We start from the raw sequence: 17,207 nt of genomic DNA, 5'->3' as shown, positions 1-17,207 counted from the left end.
TCAGGCCAGGTTCTGCTCGGCCGACCAGCTGGCGTACCAGCTACGGAACAGCGCGTATTGCTGCTCGGCATAGTTGCGCTGGGCATCGGTCAGCACGTCGGTCTGGTTGAAGTGCAGGCTGTACTCGGTGTCGCCGTTCAGCACCATCAGGTGCTTGTAGTACAGCACCAGGTCGCAACCTTCATCGAACGACGACAGCACGGCCAGTGCCGCCTCCAGCTCGCGCGCCAGGCGGCGGGCACGGGCGTCGCCCTTGGCCGCCTGCTTGCTCAGGCTCACCAGCTGCAGCACTTCACGCGGCAGGGCGTTGCCGATGCCGGTGATGGCGCCGGTGGCGTTGCAGTTGACGAAGCCGTGCACCACTTGGGTATCCACGCCGACCATCAAGGTCACATCGTCGTCCTTGGAGGTGATGTGTTCGGCGGCATAGCGCAGGTCGGCGCCACCGCCGAATTCCTTGAAACCGATCAGGTTGGGGAACTCGCGGCGCAGCTCGAAGAACAGGTCGGCGCGGGTGGCGAAGCCGTAGTACGGGCTGTTGTAGATCACCGCTGGCAGCTTTGGTGCGGCGGCGAGAATGGCCGAGAAGTGGTGCTTCTGGGCGATCAACGAAGCGCCGCGGCTGAGCACGCGGGGGATGACCATCAGGCCGGCGGCGCCGACGCTGGCTGCGTGGGCGGCATGAGACACCGCTTCACGGGTGTTCACCGCGCCGGTGCCGACAATGGTCGGGATGCCGGCGGCCACCAGGCGCGCCACGCCTTCCTGGCGCTCGGCCTCGGTCAACAGTGGCCAGTCACCCATCGAACCGCAGTACACCACGGCGCTCATGCCGGCTTCGATGAGTTCGCGGCCTTTGCGCACCAGGGCGTCGAAGTCCGGCTTGCGCTCGGCGGTGCACGGGGTCATCAGGGCAGGCATGGTGCCGGTGAAGATGTTGTCGGTCATTGTTATCACTCCTAGCAGTATTCAGTCGGAAAAAGGCCGAGGGTCAGATGCCCCAGGCGAAAGGGTCCTGTTCGTCGATCAGCAGGGTGCTGTCGGCGGTCATGTAGGCGCGGCCGGTGATGAACGGGCGAATGCGCTCGCCGTCGTGCTCGTAGCGGCCATGGAACTGGCTACCGGTGATACTGGCCTGCACCCAGGTCTGGCCTTCGGCAAGCTTGCCGTCGGCGGCCAGGCAGGCCAGCTTGGCGCTGGTGCCGGTGCCGCACGGCGAGCGGTCGTAAGCCTTGCCGGGGCACATCACGAAGTTGCGGCTGTCAGCGTTGGCGTCGTCGGCGAACAGCTCGACGTGGTCGATGGGGGCGCCGTTTTCGCCGGTGATACCCTGGGCTTCGAGGGCTTTGAGCATGGCCCAGGTGTACTCGGTCAGCGCTTCGCGGTTATCCAGTTCGATGCGCTGGCCATGCTCGGAAACGAGGAAGAACCAGTTGCCGCCCCAGGCGATGTCGCCGCGCACCACGCCATGGCCGGGCACGGCCACCGCCACCTGCTGGCGGTACCGGTAGGAGGGCACGTTGCCCACGGTGATGGCGCCGTCTTCATGCAGGGTGGCGCTGACCTGGCCGACCGGGGTGTCGATCTTGTGCTCGCCCGGCGCGATCAGGCCCAGGTGCTGCAGCGAGGCCACCAGGCCGATGGTGCCGTGGCCGCACATGTTCAGGTAGCCGGCGTTGTTGAAGAAGATCACCCCGCAGGTGGCGTCGGCCGACACCGGCGGGCAGTACAGCGCGCCCACCAGCACATCGTTGCCGCGTGGCTCCAGCAGGCAGGCCTTGCGCCATTGGTCGTGCAGCTCGCGCAGTTCGTCACGCTGTTCGGCCATGCTGCGGCCGTGCAGTTGCGGGAAGCCCCTCATCACCAGGCGGGTGGGTTCGCCGCCAGTGTGGGAGTCGATGACGTGAATCTGTTTCATGGGCTTGTCCCTTGCGTAAAAGATCAGGAAGCGACGGCAGCGGGGCGGCTGGGATAGGTTTCAGCGCTGGCTTCGCTTTCGTCTTCACCTTCCAGGCGTACCAGGTGGGCAGGTACGCCAGTCGCAGCGCCCCAGTAGTAGATGCCCAGCGCGCAGGCGGCCACGGCCAGGGTGTCGAACGGGTGGGCTAGCACGCCCAGGCCGCCAAAACTGCCCAGCCACGACAGCAGGATGGTCACCGCGTAGAAGCCGATCAGCCACGCCGACGAGCGTACTTGCTGGGCCAGCGACAGGTGTTGGGTGGGCACGAAGCGGCCGCACAGCAGGTACAGCACGAACATCACGATCTGCAGGGCCAGCAACCACGACACGGTGTTCCAGCCCGACCAGTACACGATCAGCGCGGCGATGATGAACGACAGCGGGCCGAGCACGCCCATGCCCTTGACCCGGAACGGGCGCGGCATGTCTGGCGCGTTGCGGCGCAGGGCGGCGACGGTGACCGGGGCGACGGCGTAGCTCAGTACCAGGGCAGCCGATACCACGTTGATCAGCGCTTCCCACGATGGGAACGGCAGGGTCCAGAACACCGACAGGCCAAAGGTCAGCCACAGTGCCGGGCGTGGGATGCCGGATTCTGCGTCGATGCGGGTGAAGTACTTGAAGAAGGTGCCGGTCTGCGCCCAGCCATAGACCACGCGCGGGGTGGCGTTCATGTAGATGTTGCCGCAGCCGCTGGGCGAAATCACCGCATCGGCCACCACCAGGTAGGCCAACCAGCCCACACCCAGGGCCAGGGCGATATCTCGGTAGGGCAGGGCCAGCTCCTTGGTCACGCTGGCCCAGCCGTTGGTCAGCATTTCGGTGGGCACACTGCCAAGGAAGGCCAGTTGCAGCAGGGCGTAGATGGCAGTGGACAGCAGCACAGACAAGATCAGCGCGATCGGGATGGTGCGTTGCGGGTTCTTCACTTCGCTGGCCACCGAAATGATCGGCGTCAGGCCCAGGTAGGCGAAGATGATGCCGCCCGCCGACACGGCCATTTCCACGCCGGACAAGCCGAATGGGGCAAAGCCCTGAACCTCGAAGTTTTCTGGTTTGAAGAAGGTGAACAGCACGCCGATCACCAGTAACGGCACAATGAACTTGAACACGCTGACCAGGTTGTTGGCCTTGGCGAAGGTTTTCACGCTGCGGTAGTTGAGGAAGAAGAACAGCCCCAGCAGGGCGAACTGCACCAGCCAGCCGAGTACGGTCGGGTCACTGGAGCCGGCCTTGGTCAGCCCGGGAAACCAGGCGGCGGCGTATTGGCGTGAGGCGACCACTTCGATGGCAATCAGGCTGGAAAAGGCGATCAGCGTGATGAAGCCCATCAGGTAGCCCAGCAGTGGGCCGTGCGAATACACCGGGTAGCGCACCACGCCACCGGCACGGGGCAGGGCGGCGCCTAGCTCGCAGTAGACGATGCCCAGCAGCAGTACGGCGAACCCGCCAAGGAACCAGGAGAGGATACCAGCCGGGCCAGCGATGGCCGAGACGTGGCTGGCGGCGAACAGCCAGCCGGAGCCGAAGATGGCGCCTAGGCCGATGAAGGTGAGGTCCAGCAGTGATAACTGTTTTTTGAATTTGCCTGACATGGGTTCGCCTTTTTGTTGGTTATTGGATAGGCAGGTCTGATGTCACGAGATGCGGCTTTTTGGGCCGCGCTCTTGTAGGACTTGGGCGGCTTGCGTGGGGCATAGAGTGAACCGGTCGGGTCGGCGGTTCTTGATGGTTTTCTGCAGAGGGGGTGACGAAATCGGCACAGTTGCAGAAAAACGATGGCAAGGCGCACAGCTGGACGATAGGCTGAAAGCCACACTGCATAAGGGCCGGCACAGCCAGCAGAGAACCGAAGATGACCGTCAACCCCTTGGCCACCCTCTACCATTCCCTCGACCAGCACCGCCCCGCCACCCTCGAGGCCTTGCTCGCCGGTGTATCGCTGCTGCTGCCGATTCTCGACGCCATCCCCAACGCCGCCATCTTCATCAAGGACCCGGCTGCCCGTTACGTACTGGCCAACGACACCCTGGTTCAGCGCTGCGGCCTCAAGCGCCTGCAGCCGTTGCTGGGCAAGACCAGCGCCGAAGTGTTTCCGGCACAGCTGGGCCCTGGCTACACCGAGCAGGACCGTCGCGTTCTCAAGGAGGGGCTGGTACTGGAAGACCAGTTGGAGCTACACCTGTACGGCAGCCGTGAACCGGGCTGGTGCCTGACCCACAAGCGCCCGTTGTACAACCAGGCGGGCGAGATCATCGGCCTGGTTGGCATTTCGGTAGATTTGCAGTCAGCCGCCGACAGCCACCCTGCCTACCAGCGCCTGGCCGCGGTGGACGAGCATATTCGGCGGCATTTCCACCAACCGATCAGCATGGGCGAGCTGACCCGCATTGCCGGCATTTCCGTGGCCCAGCTGGAGCGCTACTGCAAGCGGGTGTTCCACCTCACGCCCCGGCAGATGATCCACAAGGCGCGCCTGGAGCACGCCCACCGCTTGCTGCATTCGGCGCTACCGATCACTGAAGTGGCGATGTGCTGCGGCTACACCGACCACAGCGCCTTCAGCCGCCAGTTCAAGCAACTGACCGGCTTCACCCCGCGCCAGTACCGCCAGGCGACTGCCGATCAGGTGGCTTGAAACAGCCCGCGCGCTTCGGCAAAGCATTGTTCGGCAATTGCCGAGCGCGGCTCGCTGCGGCGCAGCAGCAAACCGACCGGGCTATGGATGGCGGCGTCGGCCACCGGCAGGATACGCAGGTGTTCGCTGAGGTCTTCCAGGCCGCAGTCCAGTGGCATGATCGCGCAGCACATGCCGGTGTTGATCGCCTGGATCAGCTGGAAGCTCGAGTCGCTCTCCAGCACCGCATTGGGCTCCAGGCCACGGCTGCGGAAGCTCAGGTCCAGCGACTGGCGGTAGTGCATGCCTTTGCTCAGCAGCCCTAGCGGAATGTCGCCGAGTTCGTCCCAGCGCAGCGTGTCGCTGGCGAACTGGAAGTGCCGAGTGTCGTGCAGCAGGCCCATGGTGGTCGTGCCCAGCTCGATCACGTCGAAGAAGCTGGTGTTGACCTGGTCCAGGTAGCAGATACCCAGGTCGAGCTGGTTGCGGCTGAGCCCGTCGATGACCTGCTCCGAGCTCAGCGAGCTGAGCTGAAAGTGCAGTTCGGGGTACTTTTCGCGCAGCGGCAGCAGCAGGTGCATGGGGTTGAAGCTGGCCAGCGGCACGGTGCCCAGGCGCAGGCTGCCGACCACCTGGCCGCGGCAGCTGGCGGCCTCGGCCTGCAGGCCGTCGTGGGCGGCGAGCAGGGTGCGGGCCCAGGCCAGGATGCGCTCGCCGGCCTCGGTGAAACCCTCGAAGCGCTGGCCACGCTTGACCAGTACCAGGTCCAGTTCGTCTTCCAGGTTGCGCAGGCGCATGGACAGCGTCGGCTGGGTGATATGGCACAGCGCCGCGGCCTGGCCGAAGTGGCGGGTCTGGTCGAGGGCGATGAGGAACTTGAGCTGCTTGATGTCCATGGAAGTGCCTGGCGTCTGGTTGTGCAGACCATAACCTACGTCTGCGATAGATGTCATTGATCGGCCGGTACGCCATATCGATTGGACGCACCTGGGGCCATGCCTCTAGCGTGGTGACAATGCCATTCAAGGAGCTTCACCGTGCGCGTCCAACCCGATGCGGTCTTCGTACCGCTGAACATCGCCGTGCTGACTGTCAGCGACACCCGTACCTACGACAACGATACTTCCGGCGAGCTGCTGGCCAGCCGCTCGGTAGAGATCGGCCATCGACTGGTGGCGCGGGCACTGCTCAAGGACGACCTGTACAAGATCCGCGCCCAGGTGGCTACCTGGATTGCCGATGAGCAGGTGCAGGTGGTGCTGATAACCGGTGGTACCGGCTTTACCGGGCGCGACAGCACGCCAGAAGCAGTCGAGTGCCTGCTGGATAAGCGTATCGATGGTTTTGGCGAGCTGTTCCGGGCGTTGTCGATTCTCGATATTGGCAGCTCGACCGTGCAAAGCCGGGCGCTGGCCGGGTTGTCCAACAGAACCTTGGTATGCTGCCTGCCGGGCTCCACCGGGGCTTGCCGTACCGCGTGGGAGGGGATTTTGGCAGAGCAGTTGGATGCCCGACACCGGCCCTGCAACTTCGTCAAACACCTGCTGCCGATCGAGGCCTGTGCAAGCCGGGGCTGATGCTGCTGCCTGTCAGCTCAACACATACCCCACCGGCAACAACGCCGGTGGTAACTGCTGTTCCCCCAGCCCCGCCAGCACATCCCGTTCCACCGTGCGCACCAGGGCATCGGTCGGCAGGTCGTTCTCATCCCGCCCGAATGGGTCTTCCAGTTCGTTGCCAATCGCATCCAGCCCGAAGAAGGTGTACCCCACGATGGTGGTGAACAACGGCGCCAGCCAGCCCAGCGGCTCGGCCAGGGCAAACGGTAGCAGAATGCAAAAAATGTAGATGGTACGGTGCAGCAACAGCGTGTAGGGAAACGGCAAAGGGGTGAACTTGATCCGCTCGCAAGTGGCCTGCACTTCGGTCAGGCCCACCAGGCGTTGTTCCAGCAGGCTGTAGCGCCAATCACTGATCTGTTGTCGTTCGGCCAGGCGTGAGCAGTGCTCGCCTATTTCACGCAGGATACCGTCGCACACGTTGTGCGGGCTGATTGTCTCCGGCCGGGCCAGCCAGGGGCGAGCGGCCGCCAGGTCGTCCTCGTTACGCAGCCGGGCATTCAGTGCATGGGCATAGCCGCACAGGCTGCGCAGCAGCTCGGCTCGCAACTGCTGGTCGGCAATGACCACGCTTTCACGCACGAACGAACGCGTTTCGATGATCAGCTTGCCCCAGGCCTTGCGCCCCTCCCACCAACGGTCGTAGCAGGCGTTGTTGCGAAAGCTCATGAAAATCGACAGCGACAGGCCCAGCAAGGTGAATGGGGTGGCGCTGACCGGGTAGAAAAACGCCGGGAAATGCCGCTCGACCAGCACGATCAGCGCGGCCAGCAGGGTGACCATCAGGCAACGCAAGGCAATGCGTTTGACGATCGACCCCTTGAGGGTGAACAGCACACGCAGTACATCGGGGGTGGGGTGGACGATCATGGAAATCCAGAGGCGGCTGCTCAGCCGCCGGTCATGTTCATGAAGCGCAGGATCTGCACCTCGCCGCCGACTTCGAAGTGATGGCGGTAGGGCTTGAGGTGCAGCGAATCGCGGATGGCCCTTTCCAGGCGCTCGGGGTTGCCTGGGTGGGCGCGCAGCACGTGCTTGAGGTCTACCGAATGTTCGTTGCCCAGGCACAGCAGCAGGCGGCCTTCGACGGTGAGGCGCACACGGTTGCAGGTGGCGCAGAAGTTGTGGCTGTGCGGGGAAATGAAACCGACCCGGGTGTTGGCCGCTTCGGCCAGGCGCCAGTAACGGGCCGGCCCTTGGGATGACTCGGTCGATTCGATCAGGGTGAATTGCCCTGCCAGGCGTTCACGTACTTCATCGCTGGAGCAGAACGATTCGCCGCGCTCATGTTCGCTGATGGTGCCCAGTGGCATTTCTTCGATGAAGGTGATGTCCAGTTCGCGGTCGATGGCAAAACGCACCAGGTCGACCAGTTCATGGTCGTTGCGGCCTTTGAGTACCACGCAGTTGAGCTTGGTGCGTTTGAAACCGGCCTGGCGTGCGGCGTCGATGCCAGCGACCACCTGGGCCAGGTCGCCGGTGCGGGTCAGCTGTTTGAAGCGGTCGGTATCCAGGCTGTCGAGGCTGATGTTCAGGCGCGTGACGCCTGCGTCGAACAGTGGTTGGGCCAGGCGCCCGAGTTGCGAACCATTGCTGGTCATGCACAGCTCGCGCAGGCCGGGCAGGGCGGCGATGCGCCCGCACAGCTCGACGATGCCCTGGCGTACCAGGGGCTCGCCGCCGGTCAGGCGGATCTTGCGGGTGCCCAGGGCGACGAAGCGCTCGGCTACCTGGAACAGTTCTTCGAGGCTGAGGATTTGCTGGCGCGGCAAAAACTGCATGTCTTCAGCCATGCAGTACACGCAACGGAAGTCACAGCGGTCGGTGACCGACATCCGCAGGTAGTCGATTTTCCGGTTGAAGCCGTCGATCAGGGCCCGGCTGTTCTGTTCCACGTGCGCGCTCGAATGGGTTGGGACACAACTCCAAGCTATAACCTGGCCGCAGGGCCGTCAAATTGCTTTGCCCGACTGATTGATCAATGGCCTCTATGACGGCCACACGCGGGTTTCAGCCGGTGATCGAAACCGCTTATCACGCCGTAAGATCTTTCGATTGGACGCCCCCGCCCCACGCTCAATAGGCTGGAAAAAAGCATCGAAGCGTGAGGATTCATCGCATGAGCCAGGACGAACACATCAGGGACTACAAAGGCGCCGCCGCCGGCTGGGGTGCGCTCAAAAGCGTGACCAAGAGCTGGCTGGGCAGCGAAAATGCCTTCAAGAACCTGCGGGCCATGCTCAAGACCAACCAGAACGGCGGCTTCGATTGCCCCGGCTGCGCCTGGGGCGAGTCACCGGAAAGCGACATGGTCAAGTTCTGCGAGAACGGCGCCAAGGCAGTCAACTGGGAGGCCACTGGCCGCTCGGTGGACCCGGCGTTCTTTGCCAGGTACAGCGTCAGCGCGCTGAAGGAACAGACCGACTACTGGCTCGAATACCAAGGCCGTCTCACGCACCCAATGCGCTACGACGCCGCCACCGACCACTATGTCGAAACCACCTGGCAAGAGGCCTTCGAGCTGGTCGCTCGGCACTTGCGTGCGTTGCAGTCGCCGGATGAGGCCGAGTTCTACACCTCGGGCCGGGCCAGCAACGAGGCGGCGTTCCTCTATCAGCTGTTCGTGCGCGCCTACGGCACCAACAACTTCCCCGACTGCTCGAACATGTGCCACGAAGCCAGCGGCGCGGGCATGTCGGAAACCCTTGGCGTGGGCAAGGGCACCGTGGTGTTCCACGATCTGGAGCTGGCCGACGCGATCTTCGTCATCGGCCAGAACCCCGGCACCAACCACCCGCGCATGCTCGAACCGTTGCGCGAAGCGGTCAAGCGCGGGGCCCAGGTAGTCTGCTTCAACCCGTTGAAAGAGCGTGGCCTGGAGCGCTTCCAGCACCCGCAGCACCCGTTCGAAATGCTCAGCAACGGCTCCGAGCCGACTTCCAGCGCCTACTTCCGCCCAGCCTTGGGTGGAGACATGGCGGCCATGCGCGGCATCGCCAAGTTCTTGTTGCAGTGGGAGCGCGACGCCCAGGCCAAGGGTGAACCGGCGGTGTTCGACCACGCCTTCATCGCCGAGCACACCAGCGGCGTCGATGACTACCTGGCAGCGGTCGACGCCACCACCTGGGAGCATATCGTCAAGCAATCCGGCCTGACCCTGGCCGAGATCGAGCTGGCCGCGCGCATGTACCGCAAGGCCGAGCGGGTCATCATGTGCTGGGCCATGGGCGTCACCCAGCACCGCCATTCGGTGCCGACCGTGCAGGAAATCGTCAACCTGCAGTTGCTGCGCGGCAACGTCGGCAAGCCCGGTGCCGGCCTGTCGCCGGTGCGTGGCCACAGCAACGTGCAGGGCGACCGCACCATGGGTATTGACGAGAAACCCAAGGCGGCGCTGCTCGATGCCATCGAAAAACGCTTCCAGTTCCGTGTGCCGCGTGCCCACGGGCACAACGCGGTGTTGGCGATCAAGGCCATGGAAGAGGGGCGGGCCAAGGTGTTCGTCGCCCTGGGTGGCAACTTTGCCCAAGCCACCCCCGACACTCCGCGCACCCACGCGGCACTGCAGAACTGTGCGCTGACCGTGCAGATTTCCACCAAGCTCAACCGCTCGCACCTGGTCACCGGCCGCGATGCGCTGATTTTGCCGTGCCTGGGCCGTACCGAAATCGACCTGCAGGCCGAAGGGCCGCAAGGCGTGACCGTGGAAGACACCTTCAGCATGGTGCACATTTCCAACGGCCAATTGCGTCCACGCTCGCCGCACATGCGCTCGGAGCCGTGGATCATTGCCGGCATGGCCAAGGCCACGCTGGGCAACCAGCCGATCGACTGGGAGTATGCGGTGGCCGACTACAACCGCATTCGTGACATGATTGCCGATGTGATCCCTGGTTTCACCGGTTTCAACGAACGCCTCCATAGCCCAGGCGGTTTCCACCTGGGCAACACTGCCGCCGATCGCAACTTCCGCACGGCCACGGGCAAGGCCCGCTTCATGCCCCACGCGCTGCCCGAAGAGTTGGTCAACGCCAAGGTACTGGCCCGTGGTGACAAACCCGACCTGATCCTGCAGACCCTGCGTTCGCATGACCAGTACAACACCACCCTCTATGGCCTGGACGACCGCTACCGCGGGGTGTTTGGCCTGCGTGAAGTGGTGTTCGTCAACGAGGCCGACATCCGCCGCCTAGGCTTCGAGCCGGGCGAGCAGGTGGACCTGGTGTCGCTGTGGGAGGATGGCGTTGAGCGACGGGTGTCGGGCTTTCGCCTGGTGGCGTATGACGTGCCCGAGGGGCAGGCAGCTGCGTACTACCCGGAGACCAACCCGCTGGTGCCGTTGGAAAGTTATGGCGAAGGGACCTACACCCCGACCTCGAAATTTGTGGCGATCAAGGTTGAGAAAGCCAAGGCGGGGAACCGGATTGCGGCGGTGTTGGCAGCGGATTGATGGGTTGCCTGTACCGGCGTATTCGCGGGCTTGCCCGCGAAGAATCCAGCGCCGATTCAGGCGCGATGCACGGGGTAAGCCGTGGTGTATTTCATCTGCTCCATGGCAAAGCTGGAGGTGATGTTCGACAACCCATCGGTACGGGTAATCAGCTTTTTGTAGAACCGGTCATACGCCGAGATATCCCCCACCACCACCCGCAGCATGTAGTCCCAATCCCCTGACATGCGGTAGAACTCCATCACTTCTTCGAACCCCGTCACGGTCGCGGCGAACTGCTCCAGCCAGGCGCTGTCGTGGCGCTGGGTCTTGAGCTGGACGAACACGGTAAGCCCCAGCCCGAGCCGTTCGGGGTCGAGCAGGGCGACACGGCCGAGGATGTAGCCGTCTTCCTCCAGGCGCTTGACCCGCTTCCAGCACGGCGTGGTGGACAGGTTGACGGCCTCGGCCAGGTCCTTCAGCGAGATCGAAGCGTCGCGCTGAAGCAGGGTGAGAATGTGCTGGTCGAAACTGTCCATATCGCGCGCTGGCCGTGCAGAAAAATATTTCACAGATTACCCCAAGCCCAGACGATTTGGGTTATGCGATAGTGGCGACTTTCACTCTGCCAATGGGCCTGACCATGTCCGAAAAGCCGCGCAATTTTGCCACCCGCACCATTCACGCCGGCGAGCAGTTCAGCGTCGCCGATAACGCCATTTTCCCGGCCATCGTCACCGCCAGCTCGTTCACCAAGCGCAGCCTGGACGACAAGCCGGAATATTCCTACAGCCGCGTCGGCAACCCGACCCGGCATGCCTACGAAACCTGCGTTGCCGCCCTGGAAGAAGGTGTGGGCGCAGTGGCCTGCGCCTCAGGGGTGAATGCCACCGCGACCGTGCTGGAGCTTCTGCCCAAAGATGCTCATGTGGTGGTGATGAACGGTGTGTACGGTGGCACCTTCCGCATCATGGAAGACTACCGCAGCCGCACTTCGGGCCTGACCACCACCTACGTCGACCTCAACGACCTCGAGGCCGTGGCGGCTGCGATCAAGCCGCAAACCCAACTGATCTGGATCGAATCGCCGACCAACCCGTTGCTGCACCTGGTCGACATCAAGGCGGTATGCGACCTGGCCAAGGCGCGGGGTATTCTGACCTGTATCGACAACACCTTCTGCTCACCGTGGAACCAGCGCCCGATCACCCTGGGCGTGGACCTGGTGATGCACTCGGCCAGCAAATACATCGGCGGCCACTCCGACCTAACGGGTGGTGTGGTGGTGGCAGCCAATGATGCGCTGCTGGCGCGCCTGCGCCGTATCAGCATGGCGATTGGTGCGGTGCAGGGGCCGTTCGACTGCTACCTGGCCCTGCGCGGTCTGAAGACCCTGGATGTACGCATGGAACGCCAATGCGCCAATGCCTTGCAAGTGGCCCGCTTCCTCGAAAGCCACGCGCAGGTCGAGCAGGTGTATTACCCAGGGTTGGAAAGCCACCCACAGCATGCGCTGTGCAAGCGTCAAATGCGCAGTGGCGGTGCGGTGGTGGCGATGAAGGTGAAGGGCGACCGCGCTGCGCTCAACCGCCTGGTGGAGGCACTGCAGATTTTTGTGCTGGCCGACTCGCTGGGTGGGGTGGAGAGCATGATCAACCACTCCTGGAGCATGTCGCACTGCTCGTTGAGCCCTGAGCAGAAAGGGGTGATGGGGATCAGCGAGAACCTGCTGCGGCTGTCGGTGGGGATCGAGGACTACCGCGACCTGGTCGAGGACCTGGATGGGGCGCTGAAAGCGCTGGTTGCTGTGTAAGGGCAACTGGCTTCTTCGCGGGCTTGCCCGCTTCCACAGGTACTCCACAGGTCTTGAGGGCCGTGGTGACTCTGTGGGAGCGGGCGAGCCCGCGAAGAGGCCGGCAGGTTCAATGAATGCCCATCAGGATTTGGGCGGATGAATGATCCGTTCGATCTTGTCCTTGATCAGTAACCTTTCCTTGCGCAGGCGGTTGACGGCCTCGTCGTTGGTGCCGTTGCCTTCGGCGGCGACCACCTCCTTGTCCTTGGCGTTGTACTCCTTGTGCAGTTTGTGTAGGTCGTGGTCCTTGTCTATGAGCGCCTGGAATGCATCAGCGGTAACGTGCAGGTCAGCGAGCAGATCATGCGGAACTGGCATTTCTTCACCTCTGTCAGGGTTGTCGGTAAGGTCCTGACCACTGAGGATAGCTGCCTTTGCGCAGGCTTGTAGCGGCCGCCCAGCCTGAATGGCAGCTGAATGGCTTTCAGGTAATTGATAAAAGACGCGCCTTCACGAAATTGTTACCGACTTTTTCACGAAAAATTGATGACGCGCTTTCTAGAGTTCGCCCAACTTTCCCACGGTGCCAATTGGCCTGGGGGTTGATAATCACTCTTGATTGCGAACACTGATGCTCAACTTCAAATCCCTGCGGACTGAATGGGTCACGCTGCTGGCCAGCCTTTACCTGCTGATCGGCTTCAACATGTTCCTTTGGGGGCATCTGCAAGAGATTGTGCCCGCCGGCCTGTCGGGGCTCTGGCTGAGCCTGGCGTTTGCCGTGCTGATGCTGTTCGCTTTCAATCTAATCCTCACGTTGTTTGCCTTCCGCTATGTATTGAAGCCGGTACTTATCGTGTTGTTCATGAGTGGCGCGGGTGTGGCTTACTTCATGAATCAGTACGGCGTACTTATTGACTCTGGCATGTTCCGTAATATGGCCGAGACCAATGTTGCGGAAGTGCGCGACCTGATGTCGTTCAAGTTTGCCGCCTATATTCTGCTGCTTGGCGTACTGCCTTCGGTTCTGTTGTGGAAAGCGCCGATCGCCTACCGTGCCTGGCACCGCGAGCTGCTGGGCAAGCTGGTGGTCAGCGGTGCCTGCGTGGTGGCCCTCGGCTCGGTAGCGTTGGTCAATTATCAAGGGTTGTCGTCACTGTTTCGCAATCACCATGAACTGCGCCTGATGCTGACCCCAAGCAATATCGTCGGGGCCTCCATTGGTTATGTCAGCGAGCGTGTCGGTACCGCCTCGCGCCCGTTCCAGAATTATGGCGAAGATGCCAAGCGTGATGCGGCCTGGCAAAAACATGAGCGCAAGTCGCTGACCGTGCTTGTGGTTGGGGAAAGTGCCCGGGCAGACCATTTCGGTGTGCTGGGCTACGACCGCGACACCACGCCGAACCTCGCCAAGCAACAGGGCCTGCTGGCGTTTTCCGACGTGCACTCGTGCGGTACGGAAACGGCGGTCTCGGTGCCGTGCATGTTCTCTGGCATGACGCGCAAGGACTACGATGCCCGCGTGGCCAAGAACCGCGAAGGGCTGCTGGACATCCTCCAGCGTGCCGGCCTGGCCGTGCAGTGGCGTGACAACCAGTCCGGTTGCAAGGGTACCTGCGACCGGGTGCAGTTCATCGATGTCAGCAACCTCAAGGACCCGCAACTGTGTGCCAATGGCGAATGCCATGACCAAATCCTGCTGCAGGGCCTGGACGAGCTGATCGACAACCTCGACAAGGACACCGTGCTGGTGCTGCACCAGATGGGCAGCCACGGCCCCGAGTATTTCAAGCGCTACCCCAGTGGCGAAGAACGCTTCACCCCGGTGTGCCAGAGCAACGCGCTGAACCAGTGCAGCGAGCAGGAAATCATCAACGGCTACGACAACACCCTGGCCTATACCGACAAGGTGCTGGCCTCACTGATCGACACCCTGCGCAGCAAGCAGGACAAGGTCGACACGGCGATGATCTACCTGTCCGACCATGGCGAGTCGCTGGGTGAGTACAACCTGTTTCTGCACGGCACGCCGTACGCCATTGCCCCCGAGCAGCAGAAGCACGTACCGCTGCTGACCTGGTTCTCCGACAGCTACAAGGAAGACTTTGGCATCGATACCGACTGCCTGGCCAAGCTCAGCGATGCCCCGCTGTCGCAGGACAACCTGTTCCATTCGATGCTCGGCCTGTTGCAGGTGCGCACCGAGGTCTACCGGCAGTCGCTGGACATGTTCGCCAGTTGCCGGCCTTGGCTGGCGGCCAAGCGCTGAAACGAAGCGCGCTTTCCGTGGGCGCGGGCGTGCCCGCCCCCACATAACTGCACCACTGATCGATATCAAGGATGGCCCGGGTTTCACCAGCAGTGCCCGCGCCGTATATACTGCGCGCCAATGTTAGTGGGAGAGCCTTGTGGCCATCGAAATTCACTGGATCCGTGACGACCAGAGCCTGGCCGAACACTGCCGCGACTGGCACCAACTGCCCTTCGTCGCCGTCGATACCGAATTCATGCGGGTCGACACCTTCTACCCTAAAGCCGGGCTGATCCAGATCGGCGACGGCCAGCGGGCCTTTTTGATCGATCCATTGCTGATCGGTGACTGGCAACCTTTGGCCGACTTGCTGGAAGACAGCGGTGTGGTCAAGGTGCTGCACGCCTGCAGCGAAGACCTCGAAGTGCTGTTGCGCCTGACCGGCAAGCTGCCCCAACCACTGTTCGACACGCAGTTGGCCGCCGGTTACCTGAACCTGGGCTTCTCCATGGGCTATTCGCGCCTAGTGCAGGACGTGCTGGGCATCGAACTGCCCAAGGGTGAAACCCGCTCCGACTGGCTGCAACGCCCGCTCTCGGAAACCCAGGTCAGCTACGCTGCCGAAGATGCCGTGCACCTTGCCGAATTGTTCACCGAGCTGCGCCCGCGTTTGAGCGACGACAAGTACACCTGGGTGCTGGAAGACGGCGCCGAGCTGGTGGCCGCGTTGCGCCGTGAAGTCGAGCCCGAAACCCTGTACCGCGACGTGAAACTGGCCTGGAAGCTGGCGCCTCAGCAACTGGCCGTGCTGCGTGAGCTGTGCGCCTGGCGCGAGCGCGAAGCACGCCACCGCGACGTGCCGCGTAACCGCATCCTCAAAGAGCACTCGCTGTGGCCCATGGCCAAGAGCCAGCCAAACAACCTGTCGGCGTTGGCCAAGATCGACGAGATGCACCCGCGCACCATTCGTCAGGACGGAGAGTTTCTCATCCAGCTGATCAAGCGCGCCGCCAGCCTGCCCGCCGAACAATGGCCGCAGGTGTTGCCCGAGCCGCTGCCGATCGAAGCCGCTGGCATCCTCAAGCAGCTGCGTGCCATCGGCCAGGCCGAAGGCGAGCGCCTGGGGATTGCCCCTGAGCTGATGCTGCGCAAGAAAACCCTGGAGGCGCTGCTCAAGAGCGGTTACCCCCATGGTCCTTATCAACTGCCCGATTCGCTGCGCGGCTGGCGCCGTGAGCGTATGGGCCAGGCCCTGCTGGACAACCTTGCAGGTGCCGGAGAGATTCGATGAAACGCATTTGCTCGATCTACAAGAGCCCACGCAAGAACGAAATGTACCTGTACGTGCTCAAGGCTGACGGCCTGGAGCGCGTGCCCGAAGGCCTGCTGCCGTTCTTCGGCACCCCGATGCACGCGTTCGACCTGGTGCTCAGCCCTGAGCGCAAGCTGGCCCGCGAGGACATCACCAAGGTGCTGGAAAACCTCGACAACCAGGGCTACCACCTGCAGATGCCGCCGGCGGAAGACGAGTATATCGAGCACCTGCCCGAAGAGCTGCTGCGCCGTAACGACCCGGTCTGATCATGCGTGTACTGATTGCCGAGCATGATCATGCTCGATACGCCGAGCTGTTGCGCGCAGCCGCACCTGAAGTGGAAGTCTTGACCAGCGGCGACTCTGCCGAACTGGCCCGCCTGGCGCCTCAGTGCCCGGTGTGGCTGGGCCAGCCGGACCTGCTGGCAAGCCTGCTGCGCCAGGGCCACAAACCGGGCTGGATGCAGTCGACCTGGGCCGGTATCACGCCGTTGCTGGCCGATGGCCTGCCGCGTGATTACCGCCTGACCCGTGCAGTGGGCATCTTCGGCCAAGTGATGGCCGAATACATGCTTACCTACATGCTTGGCCACGAGCGCGAGGTGCTGTCGCGCCTGGTCAGCCAGGTCGAGCGGCGTTGGGATGACCGCCCGGGGCGCAGCCTGGAAGGGCGCAAGGTGCTGGTTGTCGGCACAGGCGACATTGGCCAGCGTGTGGCCGAGTTTCTGCAGCCGTTTGGCGTGGTGCTGTACGGGGTTGCCAGCAGCGCCCGTGAACAGGCGCCGTTCGTCGAGGTGGCGGCGCTGGCCGACCTGCCGCGCATGGTTGCCCAGGTCGACTACGTGCTCAACCTGCTGCCGGACACGCCGGCCACCCATGACCTGTACGACGCGGCGCTGTTCAAGTGCTTCCAGCCCTCGGCCTTGTTCATCAATGCCGGGCGCGGGGTGGCGGTGGTCGATGCCGACCTGGTAGAGGCGTTGAAGGAAGGCCATCTCGCCGGTGCGGTGATCGATGTCTGCCGGCAGGAGCCGTTGCCCAAGCAGCACCCGTTCTGGACCGCATGGGGCTTGCTGCTCACCGGGCACAGCTCGGCACCCACCTCGCCTGCGGCGATGGTGCGGTTGTTTGTCGAGAATGCACGGGCTTATGAAGCGGGGCAGGGGCTGCGTGGCGAAGTGGACTTCGCTCGGGGCTACTGAATTCTGTTGTCTGTACCGTC

Annotated in this window: 16 protein-coding genes; 8 read left to right on the top strand and 8 right to left on the bottom strand. The window is 63.1% G+C overall.

Translation table 11 applies throughout. The features are described from left to right. Genes DM807_RS07740 through DM807_RS07730 form a run of 3 tightly spaced genes read right to left on the bottom strand, consistent with a single transcriptional unit; the run spans window position 1 to window position 3,555 of the window. Window positions 1-948, bottom strand: a complete 948-nt coding sequence (locus DM807_RS07740) for a dihydrodipicolinate synthase family protein (RefSeq protein WP_012273706.1) — start codon at window positions 946-948, stop codon at window positions 1-3. Between the two features lie 43 nt (window positions 949-991). After that, window positions 992-1,918 (bottom strand): 4-hydroxyproline epimerase, encoded by a 927-nt coding sequence (locus DM807_RS07735; RefSeq protein WP_012273705.1) that lies wholly within the window; start codon window positions 1,916-1,918, stop codon window positions 992-994. Window positions 1,919-1,941: 23 nt separating this feature from the next. Beyond that, window positions 1,942-3,555, bottom strand: a complete 1,614-nt coding sequence (locus DM807_RS07730) for an APC family permease (protein ID WP_179027228.1) — start codon at window positions 3,553-3,555, stop codon at window positions 1,942-1,944. Window positions 3,556-3,815: 260 nt separating this feature from the next. On the opposite strand from DM807_RS07730, the gene DM807_RS07725 reads away from it, so the two are divergent. After that, the gene (locus tag DM807_RS07725) at window positions 3,816-4,598 is read left to right on the top strand and encodes an AraC family transcriptional regulator (protein ID WP_060515817.1); all 783 of its coding nucleotides are present in this window, start codon (window positions 3,816-3,818) and stop codon (window positions 4,596-4,598) included. Here the strand turns inward: DM807_RS07725 and DM807_RS07720 are convergent. After that, window positions 4,586-5,473: a LysR family transcriptional regulator gene (locus DM807_RS07720; protein ID WP_012273702.1), complete on the bottom strand. Its 888-nt coding sequence runs from the start codon at window positions 5,471-5,473 to the stop codon at window positions 4,586-4,588. The two genes, DM807_RS07725 and DM807_RS07720, sit on opposite strands and share 13 nt — an antisense overlap. 141 nt (window positions 5,474-5,614) lie before the next feature. On the opposite strand from DM807_RS07720, the gene moaB reads away from it, so the two are divergent. After that, the gene (gene moaB, locus DM807_RS07715; RefSeq protein WP_012273701.1) at window positions 5,615-6,154 is read left to right on the top strand and encodes a molybdenum cofactor biosynthesis protein B; all 540 of its coding nucleotides are present in this window, start codon (window positions 5,615-5,617) and stop codon (window positions 6,152-6,154) included. Window positions 6,155-6,166: 12 nt separating this feature from the next. On the opposite strand, the gene DM807_RS07710 is transcribed toward moaB, so the two are convergent. Continuing rightward, entirely contained in the window at window positions 6,167-7,066 is a 900-nt protein-coding gene (locus tag DM807_RS07710; protein WP_060515818.1) for a bestrophin family protein, read from the bottom strand. A gap of 20 nt (window positions 7,067-7,086) precedes the next feature. Continuing rightward, window positions 7,087-8,091, bottom strand: coding sequence for a GTP 3',8-cyclase MoaA (moaA, locus tag DM807_RS07705; protein WP_081337032.1), 1,005 nt, complete (start codon window positions 8,089-8,091; stop codon window positions 7,087-7,089). A 224-nt stretch (window positions 8,092-8,315) separates the two neighbouring features. On the opposite strand from moaA, the gene DM807_RS07700 reads away from it, so the two are divergent. Then, the gene (locus DM807_RS07700; RefSeq protein ID WP_060494333.1) at window positions 8,316-10,646 is read left to right on the top strand and encodes an FdhF/YdeP family oxidoreductase; all 2,331 of its coding nucleotides are present in this window, start codon (window positions 8,316-8,318) and stop codon (window positions 10,644-10,646) included. A 56-nt stretch (window positions 10,647-10,702) separates the two neighbouring features. On the opposite strand, the gene DM807_RS07695 is transcribed toward DM807_RS07700, so the two are convergent. Further along, entirely contained in the window at window positions 10,703-11,164 is a 462-nt protein-coding gene (locus DM807_RS07695) for an Lrp/AsnC family transcriptional regulator (RefSeq protein WP_012273697.1), read from the bottom strand. Between the two features lie 92 nt (window positions 11,165-11,256). Between DM807_RS07695 and DM807_RS07690 the strand changes: the two genes are divergently transcribed. Then, entirely contained in the window at window positions 11,257-12,438 is a 1,182-nt protein-coding gene (locus DM807_RS07690; protein WP_012273696.1) for a trans-sulfuration enzyme family protein, read from the top strand. A gap of 123 nt (window positions 12,439-12,561) precedes the next feature. On the opposite strand, the gene DM807_RS07685 is transcribed toward DM807_RS07690, so the two are convergent. Further along, on the bottom strand, window positions 12,562-12,798 hold the full coding sequence (locus tag DM807_RS07685) for an HP1242/YdcH family protein (protein ID WP_012273695.1): 237 nt from the start codon (window positions 12,796-12,798) through the stop codon (window positions 12,562-12,564). A gap of 253 nt (window positions 12,799-13,051) precedes the next feature. Here DM807_RS07685 and DM807_RS07680 point away from each other — a divergent pair, with 253 nt between their 5' ends. The 4 genes from DM807_RS07680 (at window position 13,052) to DM807_RS07665 (ending at window position 17,187) form a co-directional block, all read left to right on the top strand. Next, entirely contained in the window at window positions 13,052-14,689 is a 1,638-nt protein-coding gene (locus DM807_RS07680; RefSeq protein WP_012273694.1) for a phosphoethanolamine transferase, read from the top strand. A gap of 139 nt (window positions 14,690-14,828) precedes the next feature. After that, window positions 14,829-15,962, top strand: coding sequence for a ribonuclease D (gene rnd, locus DM807_RS07675; protein ID WP_012273693.1), 1,134 nt, complete (start codon window positions 14,829-14,831; stop codon window positions 15,960-15,962). Continuing rightward, window positions 15,959-16,252 carry a YcgL domain-containing protein gene (locus DM807_RS07670; protein ID WP_012273692.1) on the top strand — a complete coding sequence of 98 codons (294 nt, stop codon included), beginning with the start codon at window positions 15,959-15,961 and terminating at the stop codon, window positions 16,250-16,252. The genes rnd and DM807_RS07670 overlap by 4 nt, the downstream gene beginning before the upstream one ends. Window positions 16,253-16,254: 2 nt before the next feature. Then, window positions 16,255-17,187: a D-2-hydroxyacid dehydrogenase gene (locus DM807_RS07665; RefSeq protein WP_012273691.1), complete on the top strand. Its 933-nt coding sequence runs from the start codon at window positions 16,255-16,257 to the stop codon at window positions 17,185-17,187. The last annotated feature ends 20 nt before the right edge of the window (window positions 17,188-17,207 follow it).

This window comes from Pseudomonas hunanensis, assembly GCF_013393325.1.
GTDB classification, from domain to species: domain Bacteria; phylum Pseudomonadota; class Gammaproteobacteria; order Pseudomonadales; family Pseudomonadaceae; genus Aquipseudomonas; species Aquipseudomonas putida_P.
Note: the sequence above shows the minus strand (reverse complement) of the source record. Positions and strands in the feature narration are given on the sequence as shown.

Excerpts from the sequence above, each read along its gene's own strand:
- DM807_RS07740 (WP_012273706.1), bottom strand. The coding sequence starts at position 948 with ATGACCGACAACATCTTCACCGGCACCATGCCTGCCCTGATGACCCCG.
- DM807_RS07735 (WP_012273705.1), bottom strand. The coding sequence starts at position 1,918 with ATGAAACAGATTCACGTCATCGACTCCCACACTGGCGGCGAACCCACC.
- DM807_RS07730 (WP_179027228.1), bottom strand. The coding sequence starts at position 3,555 with ATGTCAGGCAAATTCAAAAAACAGTTATCACTGCTGGACCTCACCTTC.
- DM807_RS07725 (WP_060515817.1), top strand. The coding sequence starts at position 3,816 with ATGACCGTCAACCCCTTGGCCACCCTCTACCATTCCCTCGACCAGCAC.
- DM807_RS07720 (WP_012273702.1), bottom strand. The coding sequence starts at position 5,473 with ATGGACATCAAGCAGCTCAAGTTCCTCATCGCCCTCGACCAGACCCGC.
- DM807_RS07710 (WP_060515818.1), bottom strand. The coding sequence starts at position 7,066 with ATGATCGTCCACCCCACCCCCGATGTACTGCGTGTGCTGTTCACCCTC.
- DM807_RS07700 (WP_060494333.1), top strand. The coding sequence starts at position 8,316 with ATGAGCCAGGACGAACACATCAGGGACTACAAAGGCGCCGCCGCCGGC.
- DM807_RS07695 (WP_012273697.1), bottom strand. The coding sequence starts at position 11,164 with ATGGACAGTTTCGACCAGCACATTCTCACCCTGCTTCAGCGCGACGCT.
- DM807_RS07690 (WP_012273696.1), top strand. The coding sequence starts at position 11,257 with ATGGGCCTGACCATGTCCGAAAAGCCGCGCAATTTTGCCACCCGCACC.
- DM807_RS07685 (WP_012273695.1), bottom strand. The coding sequence starts at position 12,798 with ATGCCAGTTCCGCATGATCTGCTCGCTGACCTGCACGTTACCGCTGAT.
- DM807_RS07680 (WP_012273694.1), top strand. The coding sequence starts at position 13,052 with ATGCTCAACTTCAAATCCCTGCGGACTGAATGGGTCACGCTGCTGGCC.
- DM807_RS07670 (WP_012273692.1), top strand. The coding sequence starts at position 15,959 with ATGAAACGCATTTGCTCGATCTACAAGAGCCCACGCAAGAACGAAATG.
- DM807_RS07665 (WP_012273691.1), top strand. The coding sequence starts at position 16,255 with ATGCGTGTACTGATTGCCGAGCATGATCATGCTCGATACGCCGAGCTG.